The organism is Microbulbifer agarilyticus (assembly GCF_020171345.1).
GTDB classification, from domain to species: Bacteria; Pseudomonadota; Gammaproteobacteria; order Pseudomonadales; family Cellvibrionaceae; genus Microbulbifer; species Microbulbifer agarilyticus_D.
Map to the genome: position 1 here is coordinate 1,553,585 of NZ_JAIUZM010000001.1, position 24,895 is coordinate 1,578,479.

General features: G+C 60.3%; 16 protein-coding genes. 4 read left to right on the forward strand and 12 right to left on the reverse strand.

Translation table 11 applies throughout. The annotated features are described in order from the left end of the window. Positions 1-92: 92 nt before the first annotated feature. The gene (locus LCM31_RS06550) at positions 93-2,264 is read right to left on the reverse strand and encodes a TonB-dependent receptor (RefSeq protein WP_224868508.1); all 2,172 of its coding nucleotides are present in this window, start codon (positions 2,262-2,264) and stop codon (positions 93-95) included. A gap of 181 nt (positions 2,265-2,445) precedes the next feature. Here LCM31_RS06550 and LCM31_RS16395 point away from each other — a divergent pair, with 181 nt between their 5' ends. The 3 genes from LCM31_RS16395 (at position 2,446) to LCM31_RS06565 (ending at position 8,048) form a co-directional block, all read left to right on the forward strand. After that, positions 2,446-5,862: a PAS-domain containing protein gene (locus LCM31_RS16395; RefSeq protein ID WP_224868509.1), complete on the forward strand. Its 3,417-nt coding sequence runs from the start codon at positions 2,446-2,448 to the stop codon at positions 5,860-5,862. A 67-nt stretch (positions 5,863-5,929) separates the two neighbouring features. Continuing rightward, positions 5,930-7,129, forward strand: coding sequence for an MFS transporter (locus LCM31_RS06560; protein ID WP_224868510.1), 1,200 nt, complete (start codon positions 5,930-5,932; stop codon positions 7,127-7,129). Next, on the forward strand, positions 7,116-8,048 hold the full coding sequence (locus LCM31_RS06565; protein ID WP_224868511.1) for an alpha/beta hydrolase: 933 nt from the start codon (positions 7,116-7,118) through the stop codon (positions 8,046-8,048). The genes LCM31_RS06560 and LCM31_RS06565 overlap by 14 nt, the downstream gene beginning before the upstream one ends. A 384-nt stretch (positions 8,049-8,432) precedes the next feature. Here the strand turns inward: LCM31_RS06565 and LCM31_RS06570 are convergent, their stop codons facing one another. The 5 genes from LCM31_RS06570 to LCM31_RS06590 all read right to left on the reverse strand — a co-directional run bounded on the left by LCM31_RS06570 (position 8,433) and on the right by LCM31_RS06590 (position 12,272). Then, the gene (locus LCM31_RS06570; protein ID WP_224868512.1) at positions 8,433-9,110 is read right to left on the reverse strand and encodes a response regulator; all 678 of its coding nucleotides are present in this window, start codon (positions 9,108-9,110) and stop codon (positions 8,433-8,435) included. Then, positions 9,095-9,895 carry a 3-hydroxybutyrate dehydrogenase gene (locus LCM31_RS06575; RefSeq protein WP_224868513.1) on the reverse strand — a complete coding sequence of 267 codons (801 nt, stop codon included), beginning with the start codon at positions 9,893-9,895 and terminating at the stop codon, positions 9,095-9,097. Before LCM31_RS06575 ends, LCM31_RS06570 begins: the two co-directional genes overlap by 16 nt. Positions 9,896-9,997: 102 nt before the next feature. After that, positions 9,998-10,207, reverse strand: coding sequence for a hypothetical protein (locus LCM31_RS06580; protein WP_224868514.1), 210 nt, complete (start codon positions 10,205-10,207; stop codon positions 9,998-10,000). A 326-nt stretch (positions 10,208-10,533) separates the two neighbouring features. After that, positions 10,534-10,818 carry a hypothetical protein gene (locus tag LCM31_RS06585; protein WP_224868515.1) on the reverse strand — a complete coding sequence of 95 codons (285 nt, stop codon included), beginning with the start codon at positions 10,816-10,818 and terminating at the stop codon, positions 10,534-10,536. A gap of 359 nt (positions 10,819-11,177) precedes the next feature. Beyond that, positions 11,178-12,272 carry a hypothetical protein gene (locus LCM31_RS06590; protein ID WP_224868516.1) on the reverse strand — a complete coding sequence of 365 codons (1,095 nt, stop codon included), beginning with the start codon at positions 12,270-12,272 and terminating at the stop codon, positions 11,178-11,180. A gap of 179 nt (positions 12,273-12,451) precedes the next feature. Here LCM31_RS06590 and serB point away from each other — a divergent pair, with 179 nt between their 5' ends. Next, positions 12,452-13,495 (forward strand): phosphoserine phosphatase SerB, encoded by a 1,044-nt coding sequence (serB, locus tag LCM31_RS06595; protein WP_224868517.1) that lies wholly within the window; start codon positions 12,452-12,454, stop codon positions 13,493-13,495. 70 nt (positions 13,496-13,565) lie between these two features. Here the strand turns inward: serB and LCM31_RS06600 are convergent, their stop codons facing one another. From LCM31_RS06600 to LCM31_RS06625, 6 genes are all read right to left on the reverse strand, one after another. Continuing rightward, positions 13,566-13,757: a hypothetical protein gene (locus LCM31_RS06600; protein ID WP_224868518.1), complete on the reverse strand. Its 192-nt coding sequence runs from the start codon at positions 13,755-13,757 to the stop codon at positions 13,566-13,568. A gap of 159 nt (positions 13,758-13,916) precedes the next feature. Then, positions 13,917-17,036, reverse strand: a complete 3,120-nt coding sequence (locus LCM31_RS06605) for an efflux RND transporter permease subunit (protein WP_224868519.1) — start codon at positions 17,034-17,036, stop codon at positions 13,917-13,919. Continuing rightward, positions 17,033-18,112 (reverse strand): efflux RND transporter periplasmic adaptor subunit, encoded by a 1,080-nt coding sequence (locus LCM31_RS06610; protein ID WP_224868520.1) that lies wholly within the window; start codon positions 18,110-18,112, stop codon positions 17,033-17,035. Before LCM31_RS06610 ends, LCM31_RS06605 begins: the two co-directional genes overlap by 4 nt. Positions 18,113-18,358: 246 nt before the next feature. Further along, a complete protein-coding gene (locus tag LCM31_RS06615; RefSeq protein WP_224868521.1) occupies positions 18,359-20,377 on the reverse strand; it encodes a M1 family metallopeptidase in 2,019 nt (672 codons plus the stop codon). Positions 20,378-20,596: 219 nt separating this feature from the next. Next, entirely contained in the window at positions 20,597-22,684 is a 2,088-nt protein-coding gene (locus LCM31_RS06620; protein ID WP_224868522.1) for a GGDEF/EAL domain-containing response regulator, read from the reverse strand. 279 nt (positions 22,685-22,963) lie between these two features. Continuing rightward, entirely contained in the window at positions 22,964-24,772 is a 1,809-nt protein-coding gene (locus LCM31_RS06625; RefSeq protein ID WP_224868523.1) for a hypothetical protein, read from the reverse strand. Between the last annotated feature and the right edge of the window lie 123 nt (positions 24,773-24,895).

Sequence of the window (24,895 nt, forward strand, 5' to 3'; positions counted from 1 at the left end):
ACAAAAAAGGGGCCCAGTGGGCCCCAAGGGAAAGTGCAATGAAGATGCACAAAACGTGCGTTGCAAATTCGCGATGACGTCTATGACAAATCTTAGAAGTTGTAGCTACCTGTGAGAGCAACTGTGCGCGGTGCGCCGTAGTAGCCGGTTACCCAGCCAAATGCGTTGTAACCAGCGTTACGGTATTCCACGTCATTCAGGTTTTTGCCCTGCAGTGAAACCTGCCAGTTGCCGTCACCGCTAAAGAAGGTGGCGCCAGCGTCCATCAGGGTTACAGAGCCTTCATCCAGCGCACTCGGTGCTGCGTAGATCTGGATTCCGTCGCGGTAGGATACAGAGCCGTTCAGTACCAGCTCACCACCGGCAACGTCCATGGCGTAGTTCAGCTGACCCAGTGCAGTTTTTTGCGGGCTGTATTGGAAGTTGTCCCAGATGTCGGCGATGTTCTGCCCGGCATTGATTACTTCGATGTAGTCCGCATCGGTATAGCCCAGTACCAGGTTAGAAGTCAGGTTGTCGGTAATGCTGGCGAGCATTTCCAGTTCCAGACCACGAATTTCAGAGCGGCCGGCATTCAGTACGGCACTGGAGAAGCTCTGGGTCGCTTCGGAGAAGGTCTGGACGGTAACCTGCATGTCTTCGTAATCGGTGTGGAAGGCCGCGGCATTCAGACGAATACGATCGTCCAGCAGCTGAGTCTTGATACCGATTTCGTAGGTGTCAGCGATTTCCGGGTCAAATCCGTCTACGGTCTCCGGGTTTACGCTGGCATCGCCGCGCATATCAAAGCCGCCACTCTTGAAGCCAGAGCTGAAGCTGCCGTAAACCATGGTGTTGTCGTCGATCTGGTAGTTCAGACCCGCTTTAGGGGAGAACTGGCCCCAGTCGTCGCTGTTGCTGTAGTCGGTAAGTACCGCGTATGGCGTGTCTGCAGCCGGAGTGCCGTCGTAGCGGTCGGCGAACATGGGCGAGTAGAGACCGAGGTAGTTGCCCTTGAATACGTCAGCAGACTTCTCGTCCTTGGTGTAGCGGCCACCCAGGGTCATGTTCAGAGCATCGGTCAGTGCGTATTCATAGTTGGCGTAAACCGCGAGGCTCTCGGTATCAACGTTACCGCTAACATTCTGGGTGATACCGAACATGCCCAGTACCGCGTCAAAACCACCTTCGGCAGTACCTTCGTAGTAGTAGATACCGGATACCAGGTTAGCGCGATCACTGTTCCAGGCTAACTGAAATTCCTGGGTTAGCTGATCGTCCTTGTAGTAAGCCGGTACGTCGAAGTCCGGGCGGTCGATTGAATCGAAGTCAATGCTCGTTTCAGTGTCACCGGAGCGGGTCGCTGTAATTGACTTAACGGTAACGCTGTCGGAGATGGTCCATTCGGCAGTAAGCGATGCGCCAGTGGATTCAACCGAGTTATTCGGCGTCATATTGGAGCGGTTGTCATAGACACTGCCGAGTGGCATTTCAGCTCCGGTAGGCGCGTCAAACATGAGGTGGCCGAAGCGCGCGTTGGAATCGTCTTTGGTCGTATCAGCCGCCAGTCGGATCCACAAACTTTCTGAGGGATTGAATTCCAGAGAAACGCGGCCGCTCAGAATATCTTTGTTGTAGTTTTCGGCGCCGGTATTGATATTCTCACCAAAGCCATCACGCTGATAGCTGGCCACAGCAAAACCGAGGGCAGCTGTGTCTGACAGGCCAGTCTGGCCGCTGATCACCAGATCGCGCTGGTTGTAGGAGCCAAGACCGCCCCCGATGCTGAACTCGGTGTCACCGCTCAGGCGCTTGGTTACATATTTAACCGCACCACCGATGGTGTTCTTGCCGTACAGGGTACCCTGAGGGCCGCGCAGAACTTCAATGCGCTCTACATCAAATACGTCCATTACCGCACCCTGAGGGCGCGCTACGTAGATATCGTCCACATAGATACCAACACCCGGCTCAAAGCCCCACAATGGGTCTTGCTGGCCGATACCGCGGATGTAAGCGGTCAGGGTGGAGTTGGTGCCACGGCTCACCTGCAGAGTGGTGTTGGGGGTGAGCTTCTGAATGTCTGTCAGGTCGGCGACGCCGTTTTCCAGCAGCTGATCTTCACCGAAGGCGGTTACCGCAACCGGTACTTCCTGCAGAGACTGCTCGCGCTTCTGCGCAGTCACGGTCACTTCTTCCAGCTGAGGCTCCGCATAAGCGAAAGATGCACCACAGGCAAGCATGACGCCCGCGGCAAGAGGATTGAATTTACTTGGATTGCGCATGGCTCTCTCCGATCACCGGTTTATGGTTTTTATCTAAGTTACGGACTGGCACTGTATCGGCTGGCGGGGTTCCTGCCTGCTAGACCAAGGTATGACGTGGGTCACACCTCCGGGAGCAGGACAAAAAACGCACGATCGGTTAACCTCTTCATCATAAACACAATAATGAATGAGGCGCCAAGTGTTTAGCCTTACCCTGCTGGCCGTCGTCGGCCTCTCCTATCTGCTATTGCTATTTGCCATCGCCTTTTGGGGTGATCGCCTGCCTGTTGCCCGGATTCGCCCAGTCAAGCCCTTGCTGCTGGCCCTGGCCGGCACCTACACCAGCGCCTGGATGTTTTTCGGTGTGCCCGCACAGGCGGTAACCGAGGGCTGGTTGCTGCCGCCGACGTTCGTTGGCGCTTGCCTGATGCTGATTTTCGGCGCGCCGCTGCTGATGCGCTTTGTGCGCTTGTCCAAGCGGCAGGGCTCCACGTCTATCGCTGACTTTATCAGCGCCCAGTTCGGCGGCTCCCAGTGGCTTGCAGCCATCGTCGCGCTACTCGCCGTGGTGGCGATTGTCCCTTACCTGTCACTGCAGTTAAGGGCCGTTGCGGACAGTTTCCTGTTATTGGCAGACGGCGCTGACCAGCAGCGGGGCATCAGTGCCTCGGTGGTAACTGCGGTGGTGGGTGTCACGCTGGGGCTGTTTGCGCTGCTATTCGGTACCCGGCATATCGACAGCAGTGTGCACCGCAACGGCATGTTGCTGGCGGTGGCGTTCGAGGCGCTGGTCAAGATTGGCGCGCTGGTGGCGGTGGCCTGGTTTGTGGTGGGTGCCGCGTTTGACGGTTCGGTGGATCTGGCACGTTCAGTACTGTCCAGCGAGCGGGTGGCGGCGCTGGCGGAATCGCGCCCTGCGGATACCGGCTTTTTCGCGGTGGTGGTGCTGGGGATGGCGGCCATCTTCTGCCTGCCGCGGCAGTTCCATATTCTGATGATCGAGAGCGACGGCGAGCGCGATATCAAGACCGTGCGCCGATTGATCCCGCTATATCTGGCGCTGGTATCGGCGGCAGTGCTGGTGGTCGGCTACGGCGGCCTGCTGTGGCTGCCGGAGAGTTACGCCAATGCCGAGCGCTATGTGCTGGGTATCCCGCTGGAGAGCGGTACGCCGTGGCTGGCATTGCTGGCGTTTATCGGCGGCCTCTCTGCTGGTTCCAGTATGGTGATTATTGCCACGATTGCGCTTTCCACCATGATCGCCAACACCATGGTGGTGCCCTGGTGGCTGAAGCGCCTGCAGCAGCGCCCGGCCGGGGTGGCACTGGGTAGCGACCTGCGCCGGGTGCGGCGGGTGATTATCGGCCTGCTGATGCTCGCCGCGTTTGGGGTGAGCGAACTGATTGGCTCCGGGGTCAGCCTGGGTACCTTCGGGTTGCTGTCGTTGGCACTGGTGGCCCAGCTGGCGCCATCGATGGTCGCGGCAGTGACCTGGCCTGGGCACTGGTTCCAATTGCGCGCCGCCGGTGTGATCGCCGGTTTGCTGGTGGGCTCGGCGGTATGGGCCATGTCCGCGCTGCCAGCGGCGCTGGGGCAGGCCGACCTGATCGCCGGTGCGCTGGGGCTTGAGTGGAATGCGTTGACCACCAGCTGTGTATTCGGACTCGGTTTGAACGCAATTGCGCTGGCGGCAGTGTCGCTGTTGCAGGAGCGTCTGCAGCCCGGCGGTGGTGCGGTGCAGGCCGCCCCTGTGGATAAGTCGCAGCTGCGTCAGTTACTGGCACGGTTTGTGGGCGAGGCGGCCGCCGAGCGGGCGCTGGCGCCGCTGGCAGAGGGGGCTGAGGCCGACTCCGGCAGCAAGGCAGCCAGAGAGGCTGCGCGTAAATACCGCGAGACGGTAGAAAAGATTCTCGCGGGCATCGTCGGCAGTACCAGTGCCCAGCGCCTGGTGCGCCAGCTGGGTGAGCCGGACGTGACCGCGCAGGAGTTGCAGCAGGCCTCGGAAATCTATCAGTTTGGCCGCGGACTGCTGCAGAGCAGCATCGACAATATCGATCAGGGTATTTCGGTGGTGGATGCCAACCTCAATCTGGTGGCCTGGAACCGCCGTTATCTGGCGTTGTTCAAGTACCCTGCGGAGATGATTTACGTGGGGCGCCCGGTGGCGGAGCTGGTGCGCTACAACGCCAGCCGCGGTGAGTGCGGCCCCGGCGATGTCGAAGAACATGTGCGCAAACGCGTCGAGCATTTGCGCAACGGCACCGCTTATCGGGTGCAGCGCAATCGCACCGATGGCACGGTGCTGGAAATTCGCGGTAATCCGCTGCCCGGCGGCGGCTTCGTAACCACGTATACGGATGTGTCCGATTACCAGCGCGCGCTGGCTGAGCTGACCGAGATTCGCAACTCCCTCGAACAGAAGGTGGCGCACCGCACCGTTGAACTGGAAACCGTTAACGATGAGCTCCAGGAACTGAATCGCGAGCTGCAGGCGGCAAGCGCCGGCAAGACCCGCTTCCTGGCTGCCGCCAGTCACGACCTGGTGCAACCGCTCAATGCCAGCCGCCTGTTTATCGATGCGCTGGCCGCGCACGCGCTGGAAGATGACAGTCGACAGCTGCTCACCCGTGCCGACCGCGCCCTCGCCTCCGCCGAACAGCTGATCACCGACATGTTGCAGATCGCGCGCATGGACGCGGGGGATATTCGCCCGAGCTTCGCCCCGGTATCCCTCGACAGTATCCTCGACGACGCCGTGGCCCAGGCCCGGGTCGCCGCCGGCAGCCGGGGTATCCGCCTGCGTTACCGGCGCAGCCACCTGTGGGTGCACAGCGATGAAAAGATGCTGCGCCGGGTGGTGCAGAACCTGCTGGATAACGCGGTGAAATACACCGCGCGCGGTGGCGTACTGGTAGCGGCGCGCAAACGCGGCGCGGACATATCCCTGGAGGTGTGGGATACCGGTGAAGGTATCGCCCCTGAGCAGCAGCAGGCGATCTTCCGCGAGTTCTGCCGTTTAACTTCGCAGGATTCCGACAATGTGGCGCGCCAGCACGGTTATGGGCTCGGCCTGGCCACGGTGGAGCGCCTGTGCCGGCTGTTGAACAGTCCCATCAGCCTGTCTTCGGTACTCGGCCGCGGCAGTGTGTTCCGCGTGCGCTTGCCGCGCGCCACCGCCCGTGCCGCATCGCGCCCTGCCGTGACGCCGATCGCCGGGCGCGGCGCCAAGCTCAATCTGCAGGTGCTGTGTGTGGATAACGAGCCATCGATCCTTGAGGCCATGGCGGCACTGCTGAGTGGCTGGGGGTGCACGGTGCACTGCGCGCGTAATCGCGCCGAGGCACTCGCGGCGGCGGAGCCGGATCTGCTGTTGATGGACTTCCATCTGGACGATGGCGACAACGGTATCGATCTGGCCGGTGAGCTGCTGTCCCGCTGGGGAGGCGGCATTCCCTGCGTGATCATTTCTGCCGAGAACACCAATACAGTGAAGACTCGCGCCCAGAACGCGGGCTGGCAGTTCCTGCAGAAACCGCTGCGCCCGGCGGCACTGCGCGCCTTGCTGCAGCAGCGGCAAAAGTCGTGCAGTGCGGAGTCTGCGACCAAGGTCGTATAGGCAAAAGCCTGCGATCCGACGCAGTCTGACCTGTGAATACATCAAGAATAAATAGTGGTATCCCGCGATGAAAAAAACCGTGTTGGAAATACTGATGTTCAGCGCCTACGCGCTGTTCGCCGCAAGCTGGGTGTCCGGGGCCATTCTCACTCCGGCGATCCAGTCGTCCTTTGGTGAGGAAGGCTTCGCGAATGCGACCTGGGGCAGCAATGTCATCACCATCGCCAAGATCGTCGGCAACCTCGCCGCCGCGGCCCTGCTGATGCGCCTCGGTGCCAAGCGCGCGTTTCTGATCGCGATCATCCTGATTGCCGCCGGTGGCTTTGGTGCCCTCGCCGGCAGTTACGGTGCCTGGTTGATGTCCCGTCTGGCCCTGGGCCTCGGTGGCGCGCTGGCGATCGTTTACTTCGCACCGGTGGTGCTGCATTACTTCTCTGCCGAAGAGCGCCCGCTGATCAATGGCATCAACGCCGCCGCGTTTAATGCCGGCAACCTGCTGGCCCTGCTGACCACCACCGCGCTGCTGAGCTGGTTGGGCAGCTGGCAGTCCGTGGTGGTGCTGTACGGGGTGATGGTGCTGGCGCTGGGTATCCTTTGGTGGCTGAGTGCCGAGAACTTCCCGCTGTCAGGCGGCGGCGACAAGCCGCAGGAAGAGTACGGCTTCAGGCAGGGCGCCCGCGAAGGCTTCAACTGGTGGTTGCCGCTGGCCTACTGTGGTGTGCTGTTCTGCTACATCGCGGTATTTGCACTGTTCCCCCTGATCGACGGCTTTGCGGTGGCGAGTAATCACCTGTCTGCGGTGATGATTGCCGCGGGTATGGTGGGCACCGTAGCTGGCATTATCGTCACCAAGCGCTATCCGCTGCGTCTGCCGGTGTTGCGCTTCGGTGGTCTTGCGCTGGTGGTATTTGCCGCGCTGATGGTCACCAGCCGCGATCCGATGATTGCCTACACCGCAGCCGCGCTGGCCGGCTTCTGCATGTTCCTGCCGATGACCGCACTGGTTACCCTGCCGCAGGAACTGCCCGGTATGACCCCGGCAAAAATTACCGTCACTTTCGCCATGTTCTGGTCCGTTTCTTACGGTGTGGAAACGGTGTTGATGTACGGCGCCGGTGTGCTCGCAGACGTTACCGGTGAGCCGGCAACGGCTGCGTATTTTGCGGTCGCCTGTTCTGCCTCCCTGTTTGTGTTTTCTTTCCTGCTGCCGGAAAGCGGCAAGAAACCCAGTGAAGAAAACCTGGAGGCCGACAATGCGACAGCTTAATCCGAAACTCGCCGAATGGCTGGTGGCGGTCAACGCCCAGGTCGCACAGGTTAAAGCCGCCGGCTTCGAACCGACCCCGGTGAACGCGCGCGAGAGTCTCGCTAATCTCACTGCAGGTTTCGTTACTGCAGGGCCAGAGATGAAGGTGTCTGATACGGTGGTAACCGGTGGTGAATATGCGGTGCCGGTACGGATTTATCAGCCGGAAGGCGCGATCGATGGCGCGGCGATTATTTACTGCCATGGTGGCGGGCATATGGCCGGCAGCGTTACGGTGTATGACCCAATTTGTCGACGCGTGGCGGATGCCAGCAAGCGCACAGTTATCTCCCTCGAATATCGTCTGGCGCCGGAGAATCCTTACCCGGCTGCATTGAATGACTTGATCAGTGTGGTACGCCATCTGGGTACGGCACTGGACCGCAAGGGTGTTGCCCACAATGGTCGCTGGATCTTGATGGGCGATTCCGGCGGTGGTGCTCTGTGTGCTTCGGCTAGCCGGCTACTGCAACATCAGCCGCATACCATTGATGCGCAGGTGCTGATCTACCCGAGTCTGGACTACACCATGCAGACGCCTTCCATTGAAGAGAATGGGCGAGGCTATTTGCTGGAGAAAGAAAAAATTCTCTGGTACTTCCAGAATTATCTGCAGCGTGCGGAAAATCCCTATTCGGTTTCGCCTCTACACGGCGAGTTCACCAAAAATATGCCTGCAACCCTGGTTGTTACTGCGGAGTTCTGTGCTCTGCGGGATGAGGGCGTGGAATATGTGAATAAGGTGCGCGCCGGTGGTGCCAATGCAGAGCTGCTGCACTTTGATGACATGATTCACGCGTTCTTGAATGTGGAAAACCTTGTGCCTGAGGCGTGTGAGCGGGTTTATCGCCATGTTGCTGAGTATTTGCAGGGCGTCTAGGTGGGCCCTCGGTGCTCTGGTCGCGATTCGCGGCGCCTCGGCACCGGGTATTCGTTTTTGAAACCGCTGTGAACCCATCCCTGGGCGCTGCGTCGGCGACGTCCCTGTCGCCGACGCTTTCAAAAACGAATCCCCGGTACCAAGCCTTCAAATTACCCATTAGTACTTCGTAAGCATTGGAAAAACCCAGCTTACGGAGTGGATATATCGGATGTGAAGGTGGAGTGCCGGGTGTGGATTTTCAGGAGCGTCGCAAACAGGATGTTTGCGCCGCAGCGCCCAGGGATGGGTTCACAGCGGTCCTGAAAATCCACACCCGGCAATCCGCCGCCATGGAATTCAGAACAAAGCTTTTAAGGCTACGAAGTGCTGAATAAAGCAGAATTAGAGCTGAATCAGCGCCTGCGCCTCTCGAATCAGCTGCTTGCGATCCCGCAATTCAAGCTTGCGTAAAATCGCAGTCACGTGGCTTTTCACCGTTGGCTCGGTGATGTCCAGGTCATACGCAATCTGCTTGTTCAGCATGCCCTGCGCAATCATCTGGAAAATCTTCAACTGCTGGGGAGTAAGCTGCGTGAGTTTGTCGGCGAGCGCAGATTCGGTCTCCGCCTGCAGTGCCTCCTCGCTGAACCACTGGTCCCCAGAAAGCACGCATTCTATACACTGCAGGATTTCATCCGGCCGCGCAGTTTTGGACAGAAAACCACTGGCGCCGAGGCCAGATGCTTGTTGAATAACGGAGTGTTTATCGCTGCCGGACACAACCACGACCGGCACCGCGGGAAAATCGTTGCGGATACGTGCCAGGCCACTGAAGCCCTCGCTGCCGGGCATATTCAGATCTAACAGCAGCAGGTCGACTTCCGATTGGGAGAGACGTTCCAGGGTGGAATCGAGATCCTCACTCTGTAGCAAATCCGCATTGGGAAAATGACTGGAAAGGGTCGTCGCCAACGCATCGCGATAGAGCGGATGATCGTCGGCAATCAGCAACTGATAATTCACGGCAGCACCCTGAAGGATAAAGTGAGCGGGTGCGAAGGATACTACTGTGCGGTCCATCCACCGTCCACCGGTAGTGATGCTCCCGTAATCGTGCTGGCAAAGTCACCGCACAAATACATAGCCAGTTCGGCAATAGCATTTGCTGGACTGGCTTTTGCCATGGGTTGTTTGGCGCCGACCAGCTGTGCGCGAGCGGTATCCAAATCCACGCTCTGCGCGCGACTGATCGTCTCAATCTGGGGTTGGATCAGTGGGGTCTCGACCCAACCCGGACAAATTGCATTGGCGGTGATATTGCAGTCGGCATTTTCCAGAGCCACAACCTTGGTTAGCCCCACCAAACCGTGCTTGGCCGCGCAGTAACCGGCCTTGTTTTCCGACGCAACGAGACCGTGTACCGAGGCGATATTGATGATGCGTCCCCAGTTCGCAGCACGCATGGCCGGCACCAGGTCGCGCATCAGATAAAAACTGGCGCTCAGGTTGATCGCAAGGATCTGTTGCCAAACATCCGAGGGGAACTCATGGGTGGGGGCGGTGAACTGAATGCCGGCGTTATTCACCAGCACAGAGGGGTTGCCAATGGCTTCGCGGGTTTCGCTTACCAGCAGGGCACAACCCTCTTCGCTGGACACATCGGCGCTGCTGAAGCCTACCTTGCCGTCGTAATCGGCAAACTCTTGGCGTATGGCTTGGGCATTATCCGCATCGGCAAGCCCGTGCAGCATCACATGGTAGCCGGCGCGACCGAAGCAATGGGCCATTGCAAGGCCGATTCCACTGGTGGAACCGGTAATCAAGACGGCGCGTGATGTATCTTGTTGCACGGCAAACTCCCGCATGCTTTCTTCTTTGCAGAAATCCTAGCAGTGGCGGGAGTTGCGGGTCTGTATGACCAAGGTATGAGAGAGGGCTCATACCTTGGTCTACTTGGTCCTGATTAACTAGCCAAGCTTAACGGCGATGCGCTCTGCCGCGATGTGCTCCGCTGCGATGGGCGCGATGCGCTCCGCTGCGATGAGCGCGATGCGCTCCGCTACGATGGTAACGATGGGATCCACCGCGATGGTAGCGGTTTCCATGATAACGATGTCCACGATTGTAGTAGTGGCGACCATGATAGCGGTGGTGGCGATGGTAGTAACCGCGCCCATAACGATAGTAACTACCGCGATAGCGCGGGTAGCCGTAACGGTAATAGCGTGGCGAAGAGTAATAGAAGGACACACTACTCGACGGATAGACGTAGGGCCGTGAGTAGGGGTAGCTCGAATAGCCCACGCTACTCGACGAATAATATCCGTCGGAGACACAGGCGCCTAACGTGAGGGTGCCGAACACCGTTATGGCCAAAAGGCCTTTCTTGATAATACTCTTCATGCGAGACCTCCGCGTTGCAGAGTAAGGGTGTGGCTCTGCGCAAACCGGAATGGTTGGCAGTGCGGTACACCAAAAGTTTTGAAATTACGTGTGCGCTGGATTAGCGCGGCTGATTAATTCGGCTACTGGGCATTTCGCGGCGGTAGTCGCCGCCACCACGGGTGTAGTAGTTCGGATGCCGAACGTTGTGACAACGGTTGTTCTGGTGGCAGTGGTAGTAGCGGCTCTGGACTCGGTAGTAGCCGGGCCCTTCGTTGGTACGGTTGATGGCCGTCGTGGTGTCGGTCATGTCTTCCATGGTGGTGCAACCGGTGGCAAGCAGCATTGCTGCGGCCCCCATTGCTCCGGCGAATCGCCCGGCGAACCGTTCTGGTGAACGCTTCATGAAAACCTCCGCGCCCGTAGGCGGGTAACTTTTTTACTTCCTTTCGATCTGTTCGCTGCTTGACAACAGGTGAAACAGCCTCGAAACCCAAGTGAAAGTTATTTAAAGGTCGCGGAAGGCTAATCACTACCCATTGCGATGAATATCAACAACTAAAAAGTTATGAAGGGGTGGTGGGATATAAGCGGATGGCTGGAAGTTGAGTGGCGGTGCCGCTATCCGATGCGGGTTTACGAGACACGCCGTGCACCCATCCATGGGGGCTCTGCGAAAACATCCCTGTTTTCGAAGGTCTCGCAAACCCGCACCGGATAGCGCCCCCTTCACATCTGACCGCAAATATTTTGCGTGAGAGGAAGCTAGGCCGAAACCAACTGCTGTAACTGGTTGTCCAGCAATTGCTGCAGCTTGGGATTGAGCCCGGTGACCTCGGCGCCCCAGTCGGTAGTGTGGCACTGGATGCGGTCCGCCAGAGACTCGTCATCGAGCAATTGTGGGTGTAGGGTCAGGCCGCGCGACTGGCTTAGCAGTTGTTCGCCATTGAAGTCGAACTGATCGGGCTTCGACGGTAGTACCGCGAGGGCCAACTGCAGGCCGGTGGCGCGGCTGGATTGCTGCAGGCCGCGCAGTAACAGGCCGGCACACACCGCGCGGAAAGCGGCATCTTCGCCGGCAAAGCCGAGTCCGACGGAAGGGCCGGCGCTCGGCAGCGGCTGCGCATCGTAAATACGGGTGAGCAGTTGCAGGCGCTGTTCCAGTTCGCCCTGCAAATTATCCAGCGCGCTGCGCGAGAGCTGGTTGCCGAGCTGTGCCCAGTTAAGCGGGCGCAGGTAAAGCCCGGAAGTAACTTGTGGCTGCGGTTTGGGCTGGGCCTTGGGCACCAGTAGGGGTTTGCGCTGCTTGGGTTTGTTGAACCGAAGTTGGGAAATGCCCATGGCGCAGGCGGCGCTGAACGGCAGTGCAAAGATCATACACAGCAGCAGGCTCGCCCAGGGGTAGCCTACCTGCGCACCGGGCTGAATGTTCAGCGCCACACTGCCGGCAAAGCTATCGTGCAGCACCACCGGCTCGGTAATCATTTCTCCGCGGTCGCGCACCCCGGTTTGTGCCAGTGGGCTGGAGTCTACGTCCTGAATAGTCACGCCATGTACGGCGGGCAGTACCAGTGTTTGCTGGGCCAGCAGCTGCAGGCTGATGCGGTCGCCGGCAACGATCTGTTGCAGGCTCTGGCTCGCGAGCAGTTTTGCCGCTGCAGTGGCACTTGCTCGGTCGCGGTTCTGCGCTGTGGATAACTGCTGACTGTAGGCGTGGCCCAGAGTGGCCAGGCAGAAGCCGCAAAGGGTCAACCAGATGGTGGCGGCAATGAGCTGGCGCTGGCGCTTGGGGCTCAGTTCTTCCAGCCACTGGGGCAGCGATCCGGAACGTTCGGACAGGCGGGTGAGGAGTGTTTTCATCGTGTTTTTACTGTGCGAACAGAAGTCCGCCCGATTCTATCCCACTTCTTCAGTGAAAAAAGGCGCCGGGCTATAATGCGCGGCCAATTCACTTGCGGCCCGGCGGTCATTCGCGCCCGGGCCGGGCAAATCGCGCTCAATGACGCGCGTATAAAGCAGCCAGCCAACGAGATTCAGTCATGGACGCCAGCTCCCCATCAGCCCACCCATCCACCCAGTACACCTCCCTTGCCGATGCCAGTCATGCAGCCTTCTCGCTGCCGGTTGCCGCAACCCTGCCAGAGGCCCCCGCGGCGGTCACTGCTGCCTGGTGCCTGACGGTGCTGGCGGACGACATCGAGGCGGTGCAACTGCAGCGACTGGCGGAGTTTATTGAGGCGAATGAATGGCGCCCGGTGATGCTGGATATTCTGGCCGCGCGGGAAGATTGCCGCGTGCTACGTATCCAGTTGGAAGGGGATATTGCGTTTGCCGCGGCGCGGTTGGCCCTGCTGGAGCTGGCGCAAACCCTCGGCCTTGAGCTGGTATTGCAGGCGGGCAGTACCCAGCGCGCACCGAAGCTTGCCTGTTTCGATATGGATTCCACCCTGATCCAGGCGGAAGTGATCGACGAACTGGCGAAGATCGCCGGTGTTGGTGACCAGGTGGCGGAGATAACCCTGTCGGCGATGCGCGGCGAGCTGGATTTTCAGCAGAGCTTCCGCAAGCGCATGGGCTTGCTGAAGGGCTTTACCGAAGCGAGCCTCGCGGAAATTGCCCCGCGTATTCCGGTTATGCCCGGCGCCCAGCGCCTGCTGCTGGCGCTGCGCGCACTGGGGTGCAAAACCGCGATTCTGTCCGGTGGCTTCACCTACTTTGCGAATTATCTGCAAGACAACCATCTGGCGGTGGACTTTGTCCACGCCAACCAGCTGGCCTTTGCCGACGGTGCCCTCACCGGTGAGGTGATTGACCCGATTGTGGACGGCGCGCGCAAGGCACTGCTGTTGCAAGAAATTGCCCAGCAACTGGATCTGTCACTGGATCAGGTGATTGCGGTGGGCGATGGCGCTAACGACTTGCCGATGCTGTCGCTGGGTGCGCTGGGAATTGCGTTCCATGCCAAGCCGAAGGTGCGGGCCGAGGCGCCGCAGGCGATTGACGGATTTGGACTGGATGCGGCGCTGTACCTGTTTGGCCTGAACGACCGTCAGATTAGCGACTTGGTAGGCGAAGCCGCTTGATTAGGGGCGAAGCCGTTTGAGTGGAGACGCAGCCGCTTGATTAGGGGCTGGGCCGCCTAGCGGAAATGTCTTAATCGAAGGCGTGGTAAGCCGCCGCGTATCTGGCGGCGAGGCCTACCGCTGGCGCCAGCTCGTTCACGGTACTGGCAAATGGCATGCGCGGCTTGCGCTCCCCATCCCGATAGCACACCTGCTTGGTGCAGGCGCTCATCATCATTAGCAGTGAGATCAAAGCCGTGGCGGCGAGAAGTCGCTTGCCCATGAACATGGTCGTTTCCCTGTATACGATGTTCTGTTTCTGTCCAATTGTGCGAGTTAGACGACCTCAACGCGAAAAAAGTTGCGGTCGTCTCACAAAAGACTGGCAGAGGTTAAGAGATCTGCGCCAGCTTAGATAGTCCGGCGCAGAATTAGCCGCCACTCAATCCTGTTTTTGCGCTGGGTACTCCGCGTCCAGCTCACCAATTTTACGCGCCACCTGTCCCGGCGAGCCAGTGCGGCGAGCCAGTACATCATAGGCCGTCGGCACGATGTAAATAGTGAACAGTGTGGCCGCGAGCACCCCGAACAACACCACGGTACCGATCACCGCGCGGGTCTCGGAACCCGCACCGGATGACAGCAGCAGTGGCAGCGAGCCCGCTGCGGTGGTGATGCCGGTCATCAGGATCGGGCGCAGGCGGGTTTCCGCTGCCTGGCGCAGTGCCTGGCCAAATTCTACGCCGCGATCGCGCAACTGGTTTGCAAATTCCACGATCAGGATGCCGTTTTTGGCGGCAAGTCCCACCAGCATGATCAACCCCACCTGACTGTAAATGTTCAGCGATTGATTGGTCAGCAGCAGGCCCAGCAGGGCGCCGGCCATGGCCAGTGGCACCGTGAACATGATCACCAGCGGGTGCACGAAGCTCTCGAACTGGGCGGCGAGCACCAGGAATACCACCAGCGCGCCGAGCAGTATCGCAAACAGAATGGTGTTGCCGGAATCCTGGAAGTTCTTGGATTGCCCCTTGTAGTCAACCACCGGGGTGCCTTCCAGATTATCTGCCACCAGCTGGTTCAGGTAGGCCAGCGCCTCTCCCAGTACCAGGCCATCGGCCAGATTGGCGTCCAGGGTAATCGCGCGCACCCGGTTGTAGCGTTGCAGCTGCGGTGAGTCCGCGTATTCGCTGACTTCCACCAGGCTCTGCAGCGGGATCAGCGCACCACTGGTTTTGGAGCGCACGTAGAGGTTCTCGAGGCTGTCCGGGGTGCGTTGCAGGTCCCGCTCGCCTTCAAGAATTACGTCGTACTCCTCGCCGTTGTTGATAAAGGTGGTGGCGCGCAGGGAGCCGAACATGGTCTGCAGGGTGGTGCCCACATCGCTCACCTGAACCCCCAGGTCCGCGGCGCGCTCGTAGTCCACATTGATGCGCAGCTGCGGCTGGGTTTCCTTGTAGTCCCAGTCGACGCCGAGCAGTCCCGGGTTGGATTCCGCCAGCGCCTGGTTCAGCTGGTCGCGCCACCCGGTGAGCTGGCCGTAGCTGCTACCGCCCAGTACAAATTGCACCGGCTTGCCGAGGCCACCACCGAAACTCTGGCGCATCACCGGGAAGGCGCGCACACCGCTCAGGTCTTTCACCGCCGCGCGCACCTGGTTCATCAGCTCGAATGCGGAGGGGCGTTCACCCCAGGGTGCCAGGGTGAAGATCACCATACCGGTATTGAACGTGGCCGAAGTGCCGAAGGAACGCGGTGAGCGCACCAGCAGGCGGTTGACGTAACCCTTGTCCACCAGCGGCATCAGGCGCTCTTCGATGGTGTCCATGTACTCCTGCATGTACTGGTAGCTGGCGCCCTCGGGGCCGTTGACCAGCAGGAAGAAGGAGCCGCGGTCTTCCCGCGGGGCATATTCGGTGGGGATCAGACGGAATGCCAGCGCAGCGAATGCCATTACCCCGAGAAACACCACACCGGCAATCCAGTGTTTGCGCAGCAACACATCCAGCCCGCGGCTGTAGCGGTGCTGCACGCGGGTCAGCGCCTTGTCCATGAAGCGGGTGGCCGCGTTGTGGGAATCGCTGGGACGGATCAGCTTGGCGGCGAGCATCGGCGACAGGGTAAGCGCGGTGATGGAGGAGAAGATCACCGCCGCCGACATGGTCAGCGCAAACTCGGAAAACAGCCGGCCGATATCCCCCTCGAGGAAGGTGATGGGTACGAACACCGCCACCAGCACCAGGGTGGTGGCGACCACCGCAAAGCCCACCTCGCGCGCACCGCGGTAGGCGGCCAGCAACGGCGGTTCGCCGTACTCATCCATGCGCCGGAAAATGTTTTCCAGCACCACGATGGCGTCGTCCACCACCAGGCCGATGGCCAGTACCAGCGCCAACAGGGTGAGCAGGTTGATACTGAAACCGAACGCATACAGCAGGATTGAGGTGGCGATCAGGGACACCGGTACGGTAACCGCGGGCACCAGCGTTGCGCGCCAGTTACCCAGGAACAGGTAGATCACCAGGGTCACCAGAATCACCGCGATGGCCAGGGTGGTGTACACCTCCTTGATCGCCTCGGATACGAAAACCGAAGCGTCGTAACTCTGGCTGAGGCGCATACCGTCCGGCAGGGACTTGTTGACCTCAACCATCTCCGCCTTGGCCGCTTCCGCCACGGCGACGATGTTGCCGGTGGACTGGCGGGTAATACCGATGCCCACCATGGGCTCGCCATTGCCGCGGAAAGTCGAGCGGTCTTCCGCGGAGCCCAGTTCGACCCGCGCCACATCGCCCAGGCGCACCACATGTCCGCTGTCACCGGTGGTGATGGCGAGACGGGCAAAGTCTTCGGCGCTCTGGAACTGGCGCTGCAGGCGCAGGGTGAACTGACGATCGCTGGACTCCAGATAGCCCGCGGGCAACTCGCGGTTTTCCGCACGCAGCGCCTGTTCGATATCTGCACTGGTGACGTTATGCGCGGTCATCGCGCCGCGGTCCAGCCAGATACGCATGGCGAAGTCCTTGGCACCACCGACCCGCACCCGCGCCACGCCGTCGAGTACCGAGAAGCGGTCCACCAGGTAGCGGTTGGCGTAGTCGGTCAGTTCCGGCACGGTCATGCGGTCGGAGGTCAGGTTCAGCCAGATCACCACGTCGTCGCTGCTGTCGACCTTTTCGATCTCGGGCGGATCCGCTTCCACCGGCAGGTTGTTCAGCACCCCGGAGACGCGGTCGCGCACATCGTTGGTGGCGCCATCCACGTCGCGGTTGATATTGAACTCGATGGAAATGCGCGAGCGCCCGTCGCTGCTGGACGAGGTGACCGTCTTGATGCCCTCAATACCGGCGATGCGGTCTTCGATCAGGCGGGTGATGCGGGTCTCGACAATCTCCGCAGAGGCACCGGGATAGTTGGTGTCGATGGAGACAATCGGCGGGTCGATATCCGGGTACTCGCGCAGCGCCAGGCGGTCGAAGCTGATCAGGCCGAATACCACCAGCAGCAGCGACAGTACCAGTGCAAAAACCGGGCGTTTGACCGCCGTATCACTGATGATCATTGCTTGTGGGCCCCGTTCTCAACTTCCACGGCAACGGGCTGGCCGTCGCGAATATGCAGCGTGCCACGGGTCACTACCTGGTCGCCCTGAGACAGGCCGGTGAGTACCTCTACCTTACCTTCGTAGCGCTGGCCGATCTGCACCTCGCGGCGCTGCACCATATGCCCGCCTTCGGTTTTCTTCACCACGTACACCGACTGTTCACCGGCCAGCGGTACCAGCGCGGCCTCCGGAATCGTCAGTGCGCGACGCGGGTTGGTGACAACGCGTACGCGCAACAGCATGCCGGGCTTGAGCTGGCCGTCGCGATTGTCGAGGCGGCCGCGCACAGTAAACGCTCGGGTCTGCGGGTCTACGCGCGCCTCGACAATCATCACTTCGCCGTTGAACACGCGGTTGGGGTAGGCCTGGCTTGTTGCCTCGATGGCCATGCCGCCGCTGATCGCGGACAGCTGGCGCTCGGGTACGGTGAAGTCCAGCTTCAGGCGCGCGCTGTCCTGAATGGTGGTGATTTCGGTGGTCGGGGTCACCAGGCTGCCGACGCTGATATTGCGCAGGCCCAGCTGGCCGTCAAACGGGGCGCGGATAATGCGATCGTCGATGCGCGCCTGCAGGCCATCCACCAGTGCGCGGGTTTCGGCCACCTGCGTCTCGGCGGCCTCCAGTTGTTCGCGGGTGGTGAGGTTTTTGGTTACCAGGCCGCGCAGGCGCTTTGCATCGCGCTCGTAGCGCTGCAGGGTGGCGCGAGCACGCGCCAGTTCCGCCTTTTCCTCGCCGTGGCTCAGTTCCACCAGCACATCGCCGGCCTTTACGCGCTGGCCGCTCTCAAAGTGCACGCGGCTGATGTGTTCCGTGACCCCCGCGCGAATGGAGACAAACTCCCACGCCTTGGCGGTGCCGAGGGCTTCTACCGGGTTGGAGATCTGTTCCAGCTCGACCGGCGCTGCGCGCACCGGCACCGGGGCCTTGTTCGGTTGCGCCAGGGCGGCAGAGGGCAGCAGCAGTGTGGCGACGAGGGCGAGCCTGGCACAGGCGGGCTGCAGGGCACTTAGGGTGGATACACCAATGGATTTCATGTTGTGTAGGGCGGTCTGTATTTGTGGTTATGGTCGGCGAGTGGTCGAAATAAACCTCCGCCGAATGGAAATCTTGCGTTGGATCAGAGAAGTTGCTGCAGCAACATTTACGCCAGAGTAACCGGCGGAGATCTCAAAGAGGGGGGAGTTTACAAAAATTTACCTCCCGCCGAGCAGGCGGCGAGAGGTAAATCGACGAACGTTTTACTCCGCGGGATTATCCGCTACGGAGTGTGGTGAGACGGCTCAATCGCCGTAGATAATTTTGCTGTTTACCTTGACGGTGAGCGGGTGGTAGCCGGGCTTGGCTTTTTCAAAAATCCGTTTGGCGCTATCGCTCTGGCCGTGCACCATCATGTTGCGGTACAGCGGGCGCAGGAACTTGTTGCGGCCGATGGTTACCAGGAAATCTTCCAGACGAGGCTCGGCGGGCTTGTATTGGTTGCGCACCGCAATCATCAACCAGCTGAATGCGATCTCATTATTTTTCGACTGGGTGAGATTAAAGGTGCTGTCCAGCTCGGCCAGTTGGTCTTCGCTCAGTTTCTCCGGCATGCCATCGAGGAAATATTTCCACTGGTGGAAGGTCCAGCCCTCGGTGTCGATGTCGCTGGCCTTGATCTCGCCGTTTAGCCACTGCTGGCGTATCGGGTCCAGCTTGGTAAACGCATCGGAACTGGGCTGCGGTGCACCTTCTGGAATACCGGGTTCGAAAATCCACTGCTGGATACGCGCGCGGTCGAGCTTGTCCGGGTACTGTTTTAACAGCGTTTCGTCCAGATACTTCACAAAGTCTTCCGTGGTGATGCTCTGGAAGGCGAAGTGGTTGAAGTAGTCCATCAGGAATTGGTCGAAGTTCTCACGACCGATTTTTTGTTCCAGTTCGTACAGGAACAGGGAGCCCTTTTCGTAAGGGATATTGGAAAAGACTTCATCGGGATCGCGACCGCGCAGGTCGATGGCCATGATCTCGTCTTTGTCTTCGCGGTCATCCAGGTCGGCCTTCAGGTCGTCGTAACCAAGGGCCATTTCCATCTGATAGCGCTCGTCACCGTACACAAACTGCATGATGCGGTTGGTGAGGTAGGTGGTGAAACCCTCGTTCAGCCACAGGTCGCGCCAGCTGGCATTGGTAATCAGGTTGCCGGACCAGGAGTGTGCCAGTTCGTGGGCAATCAGGGCGACCAGGCTCTTGTCACCGGCGATGACCGTGGGGGTGATAAAGCTCAAGCGCGGGTTTTCCATGCCGCCAAACGGGAAGCTCGGGGGCAGGATCAGCAGGTCGTAGCGGTCCCAGCGGTAGGGCCCGTAATTTTTCTCGGTAACCTCCAGCATGTCTTCGGTGTCTTCGAACTCGGCGGCTGCTGCGTCCAGCAGTTCCGGCTCGGCGTAGACGCCGGTGCGCTCGCCCATGGGTTTGAACTCTAAATTGCCAATGCCGAGGGCAATCAGGTAAGACGGGATCGGTTGCGGCATTTCAAATTCGTAAACGCCGTCTTTTTCCGTCTCCGGGTCGTTGTTGGCGCTCATTACCGCCAGCAGTTCTTCCGGAGTACGGATGGTGGCCTTGTAGGTCACGCGCACCTTGGGGGAGTCCTGCAGCGGGATAAAGCTGCGCGCGTGGATCGCCTGTGCCTGGGTAAACAGGAAGGGGTGCTTTTTGCCGGCGGTTTGCTCCGGCTCCAACCACTGTACACCGGAAGCGCCCGGGGAAGTCTGGTACTGGATGGCGACCCGGTTGGCGCCCTTGGGCAGATTGATCTTCAGCGGGGTCCCCAGATTGGGGTCGGTTTTGCCCAGGCTGAACTTCACATCCTGCAGGCTGGTGCCAACACCCGCGCGCACATTGGTTACGTCGAGATCGCGGGTGTCGAGAATCAGCGCCGGGTTCTTCTGGGTGAGGCGCTGGATATCCAGGATCGCTTCGCCCTTCAGTACTTTGTTGTCAAAGTCTGCGGTGAGGTCCAGATCCACATGTTTGATCAGGTAATCGTTGGTGTTGGCGAAGGAGTGGTAGTCGACACCGGATTCGGGGCCCGCCTGCTGCGCCATCGGTGCGGACTTTTCCAAGTCTTCTGGCGTGTATTTGGTGGTGCTTTCTGGAATGTCGCCGGCACTCTCGCCGCTGGCGGCAGCTTCCTGCTTAGCCTTGCTTGCGTCGGTATCCGCGGGTTTGCCGCACGCGCCGAGTGTGACCAGGCTGGCGGTAAGCAGCCCGGCACCGATCAGGCGGCCGAGGCTGGTGTGAAACAATTGGGGCAGCATGTTGGGCTCCGTGATTGTTGTATTTCTTGAGTGAGAATCGGGTGAATTCTTCGCGGGACAGAATACCCAATCACACGGGTGGCGGGGAAATTGGATTTCTGTTTTGGTCCTAGGTTAGACCGAATTTTGAGGTTTTGCCCCGGATAGGCAGCGCTGGGCAGTGGTGATGAGCCCCGGGCATCACCCTGTAAAGGTGGTGCCGGGGGCTGCCGGGTGGGATTAGTCCAGGCTGAAGTCGAAGTCCATTTCGTCCGCGGGCGGCTGAACATAGTAGCCCTGGATGTAGTCGGTACTGGACTGCCACAGGGTGGGCAGCATACTGGCCTGTTCGATATGCGGGACAATAACCTTGATGTCGCTTTCCTTGAGCTGGCTGACGAGGTTGACCAGCGTTTCGCTGTCTTCGCCCTGATCCTGCACCTCGCGCACGAAAGAGGCATCGATCTTGGCCAGATCCACCTTTACGTGTTCCAGCGCCTTGAACGGGCTGAGGCCGGTACCGAAGCTGCACACGGCAACGCGGCAACCCAGGTCCTGGACTTGTTTGGCAAAGTCGCGCGCGGCGTGCAGGTTGCTGCTGAGGTCTTCGGCGCGCAGCTGGAAGGTCACGTTTTTGGGGGCCACCTTGGATGCCTTGAAGGCCACACCCAGCCAGGCGGGCAGGCTGCCGTCTTTTAGGGAGGGCGCGGTCAGGTGGATGAGAATGGAGGCGGCGTTACCCTGGCTGTTTTTTGCCGCGACGGCTTTCATCGCATTGAGGATTACCCAGCGATCCATCTTGCAGGACAAGCCCGCGTCACCCAGGGTTTCGAGGAAGGCCATGGGGGCCAGCTCCTCCTTGCCGTCTACGAGACGCACCAGCACCTCGTAGAGTTTTTCACCGCTGCCCTGCAGGCTGAGGATCGGCTGGTACAGCAGCTTGAAGTTGCCTGCTTCCAGCGCCTGTGCAACCCGCGCGCGCAGATAGGTATCGGTATCGCCGCCCTGTTGTTCGCCGTCGGGTTCAAACAGGGCAAAACCGTTGCCATTGTCTTTGGTTAGGGCCTGGTCGTGGGCCTTGGAGGCCTGCTCCAGCACCTTGTCCGCATTGCCAGAGGTTTCACTCAGCAGGGAGATGCCGATGGAGGCGGTGATGTGCACGGTTTTGCCCGCGGCCTCGAAAATGGTATCCGCCACTTTTTGCAGCAACTCTTTCGAGCGGGACTCGGCGCTGTCCGGTGTGGTTTCCGGCATCAGCAGGCAGTAACTTTCCTCACCATAACGGGCGATGACATCGCCGCGACGCACACTGCTCTGCAGGAGTTCGGCGAACTTTTTGTGCACCTGATCGGCGCCGGCGACGCCAACCACCTGCTGCACGGATTCCTCGAAACGGTCAATCTCGATAAACATCAGGCCGCCGGTGCGCTGGGATCCCGCTGCAGACTGGATGGCACTGTTGAGCAGCTGTACAAAGCGCTGGCGGTTGTACAGGCCGGTTGCGGAGTCGCGGCTCTTGGCTTCGCTGAGCTGCGCTTCCAGCTCCTCGGTGTTGCCGGTGCTGGCGGCGATGCGCACCTGTAGGCAGCGCTCCTCGTCGTACACCGTCGACAGTACTTCCGCCTTGGTGGCGAGTGGCGTGCCCTTGGCGGTGCGCGCGGTGAACTGCCACTCCTGGGCTTCCACCTCATTGTTGTTGATGGCACAGCTGCGCAGGAATTCACGCGCGTCCGGCTGCTCGCCTTCGGTCAGCATGTCGATCAGCGGCTGGTATTCCACATCATCGCGGTCCTCGTAGCCGAAGCGCTCGGCGAAAGACTCGTTGGCGTAAACAATCAGGCCATCGGAAATGTAGGCGATGGCGTCCTTGGAGCTGTCCAGCAGTTCTTTGGTGCGGTTGAGTGTGGCGTGGTAGCGGCGTTGGTGCTGACGAGCCTGGCGGCGCTCTTCCAGTGCGCTGAGTTCGCGCTGGATGGTCAGCAGCAGATGCTGATCCTCATCGATGGTAACCACGTCGCGGGCGCCGGCTTTCAGGCCTTCCACCACCGGCTGCGAGCCTGCTCGTTCGGTAAGCAAAATCGCGGGAACGTCTTTCTGCAGTTTGCTGATGGTGCGGATGGCGGTCGCCGCTTCCAGCTGCTTACCCTGCTCTGCGGCAATCAGCAGATCCCAGGTGTGTTCCTGCAGGAGCTTGGTCAGCGCCGCCTCGCTGGCGACGTGCTTGGCGCGGTTGGGCCGGCCGGCATTGTGCAGCATGCTCACCAGTCGCTGGGCCTCGGCCGGGACATCGTGAATAAGAAGAAGGCGGATGGTGTTTTCGCTGCTCATTGTGTTCCTGTTGTACTGCGTCGCGGCGGTTATTTTTAATTGTTCACTCTGATCGGTTTCAGATCGACCGCTTCCCTGCCGGTGCCCGCCCCGGTTGAGGCGGTCCAGTACCGCGAACCTGATAGTTTAGGTCGTTATAAATACCGTGAACAAGTGCACAGTCGGCACTCTGGGATATGGTTCTACGTTCCTGGAAAGTGAAGGGAAAATCTTCGCCATTGTGCACAAGAATTGTGCCGTAGATGGGCGGGGGCACTGGTGAGGTGCCCGGGAGACCATTCAGGAAAAGGCAAAGATGGCGATGCTGCCGGTGTTCAGGGTCTGCTGGCGCAGGGTCACCGTACGGGATTGACCGGCGGCGATGATGTCTACTGTGTCACCTTGCTGGAACAGGGGGGTGGGCAGCAATAGCTCTGGCAGCTGCCCCGCGACGCCGTTCAGCAGGCCCGCCATGGAATCCGAGCGTCGCCCGTCCCTGGTGTGGCGGCGCACCCGCACCGCACTGGTGTGGCCGCCGAGTAACTCCAGTCCAGCGCGACACTGATCGGGCAGACCGAACTGCCAGCGCACCAGCCCTACCTCCCAATGCTCAGCGAATTTGAGTGCGATCAGGTTGCCGCTGTGAAGACGCCCCTGAACTTCTGCCGGCATACGCAATCCCGCGCCGTTGCCGCTGGTGTTGAGCAGTGTGGCGGGCGTTGGCGAGTAGCGTTTTGGCGCTGTGCTCGCACCTTCGCTGTGCCGACGCGACACCGATGGCGCGCAGGGCAGTGGCGTGGCCACTTCATAATCCTTGAGAGCGCGGCCAGTGCTGAAGTCGATGGAATCCACCTCCATCACCAGATCCGCGGCATTGCTGGTATTAAAACTTGCCGCGAGCTCCGGGCCTTCATCGCCGTCCTGCTTGAGGTGGTAGGCGATCGCGCTGATGCCAACGGCAACCTGGCAGTCCAACGCCACCGGAGTGCGCTGTTCGCCCCGGCTCTTGGCGCCCGCCCAGATGGCCTGCACCCGCTCCAGCATATCTACCGACAGCGCCCCGGGGCGCCGCAGCCGTTTTTGCAGCAGTCGCAGCGGCCCGCTCAGATCCACGGGCCAACCCAGTGGCGCGGAGAAATGCTTCAGGTCAACTGCGCTGCGGCGCAGGCGCACCGCGGGAATGGGCGGCTGGTCCAGATTCAGGCAGCACAGCAGAGTCTGCGCGGATTTTTCCGCACGTTCGAGCAGTGTTGCCTTGCTCGCCCAGCGGCCGCAGCACAACCACAGTTGCAGCTGTTCATCCAGGGTCAGCTGCAGTGGGTTGGCGCTGGCGAATAGTGCGGTTTGCAGATAGGGGTGCGTTAGCTTTTCCCAGCGGTTCAGCCGGCGAGTGGCGCGCAGCGGAGCATCCGCGGCACCCGTCGCCAGCGGATCCACAACCCGGCGTTGTTCCAGGCCGTGCTCGCGCGCTGTTTGCACCAGTTGCTGCAAGCGCAACCAGCTGCCTTGTGGCGGGGCCTGGTAGGCGAGGTTGCAGATCTGAATCAGCCGGCGATAGCTGTCGCAGCCGCGATGCAGGGCGCGGGCAAGCCGGCGGCGGAAAAACAGGGTGTGGGTCTCCTCCATAAGCTGGCTGCTCACACTGGCGTAGGCCTGTGCCAGATGCTGGTAGAGGATGACGGCGGTAAGTTGTTCGCGACGCTGCCGCTGGTTTTGGCCGCGCTGAGCGCTGGCGAAATTGGCCAACGGCGCGAGTGCGAGGGTACCGCAATGCTCGGCGATTGCCGGGCGCAGCACCTCCAGGCAGGCCAGGCGCAGACGCACCGGTGCATCCCAACGAGTAATCTCCGAGAGCAGGCTGCGCAGGGTGCCGGCGTTGCGCTGGGCCTTTTCATCCAGCGGGTTACGGCTGAGGAAGTCGCGCAACCATTGCTTTAGCTGACGATGATTGCGGCATCCGCAGGTGAGCTGGGGAAGGTCCCTGAGTGGAGGCGTGGATGGGCCGGCCTGTGTGCCCTGTGGCGATGGGAAATCGGAGTGGGGGTTATGTGCGGTTTTATTTCCGCGACGGGCATCCTGCCCGACTTCTGTATCTGCTGCGTCCTGCATGGCGATAACCGAGTGTTGCGTGCATGCAGTATACGAGGCCGCGAAATTTGCACAAACATGTCAGAGGAAATAGGCGTCTAAATAGAAGCTTACGGCGCCAAAAATCGCCGAACAGGCGACAAA

Excerpts from the sequence above, each read along its gene's own strand:
- LCM31_RS06615 (WP_224868521.1), bottom strand. The coding sequence starts at position 20,377 with ATGCTGCCCCAATTGTTTCACACCAGCCTCGGCCGCCTGATCGGTGCC.
- LCM31_RS06610 (WP_224868520.1), bottom strand. The coding sequence starts at position 18,112 with ATGAAATCCATTGGTGTATCCACCCTAAGTGCCCTGCAGCCCGCCTGT.
- LCM31_RS06590 (WP_224868516.1), bottom strand. The coding sequence starts at position 12,272 with ATGAAAACACTCCTCACCCGCCTGTCCGAACGTTCCGGATCGCTGCCC.
- LCM31_RS06620 (WP_224868522.1), bottom strand. The coding sequence starts at position 22,684 with ATGAGCAGCGAAAACACCATCCGCCTTCTTCTTATTCACGATGTCCCG.
- LCM31_RS06560 (WP_224868510.1), top strand. The coding sequence starts at position 5,930 with ATGAAAAAAACCGTGTTGGAAATACTGATGTTCAGCGCCTACGCGCTG.
- serB (WP_224868517.1), top strand. The coding sequence starts at position 12,452 with ATGGACGCCAGCTCCCCATCAGCCCACCCATCCACCCAGTACACCTCC.
- LCM31_RS06585 (WP_224868515.1), bottom strand. The coding sequence starts at position 10,818 with ATGAAGCGTTCACCAGAACGGTTCGCCGGGCGATTCGCCGGAGCAATG.
- LCM31_RS06570 (WP_224868512.1), bottom strand. The coding sequence starts at position 9,110 with ATGGACCGCACAGTAGTATCCTTCGCACCCGCTCACTTTATCCTTCAG.
- LCM31_RS06605 (WP_224868519.1), bottom strand. The coding sequence starts at position 17,036 with ATGATCATCAGTGATACGGCGGTCAAACGCCCGGTTTTTGCACTGGTA.
- LCM31_RS06600 (WP_224868518.1), bottom strand. The coding sequence starts at position 13,757 with ATGGGCAAGCGACTTCTCGCCGCCACGGCTTTGATCTCACTGCTAATG.
- LCM31_RS06625 (WP_224868523.1), bottom strand. The coding sequence starts at position 24,772 with ATGCAGGACGCAGCAGATACAGAAGTCGGGCAGGATGCCCGTCGCGGA.
- LCM31_RS06550 (WP_224868508.1), bottom strand. The coding sequence starts at position 2,264 with ATGCGCAATCCAAGTAAATTCAATCCTCTTGCCGCGGGCGTCATGCTT.
- LCM31_RS06580 (WP_224868514.1), bottom strand. The coding sequence starts at position 10,207 with ATGGGCGCGGTTACTACCATCGCCACCACCGCTATCATGGTCGCCACT.
- LCM31_RS06575 (WP_224868513.1), bottom strand. The coding sequence starts at position 9,895 with ATGCGGGAGTTTGCCGTGCAACAAGATACATCACGCGCCGTCTTGATT.
- LCM31_RS06565 (WP_224868511.1), top strand. The coding sequence starts at position 7,116 with ATGCGACAGCTTAATCCGAAACTCGCCGAATGGCTGGTGGCGGTCAAC.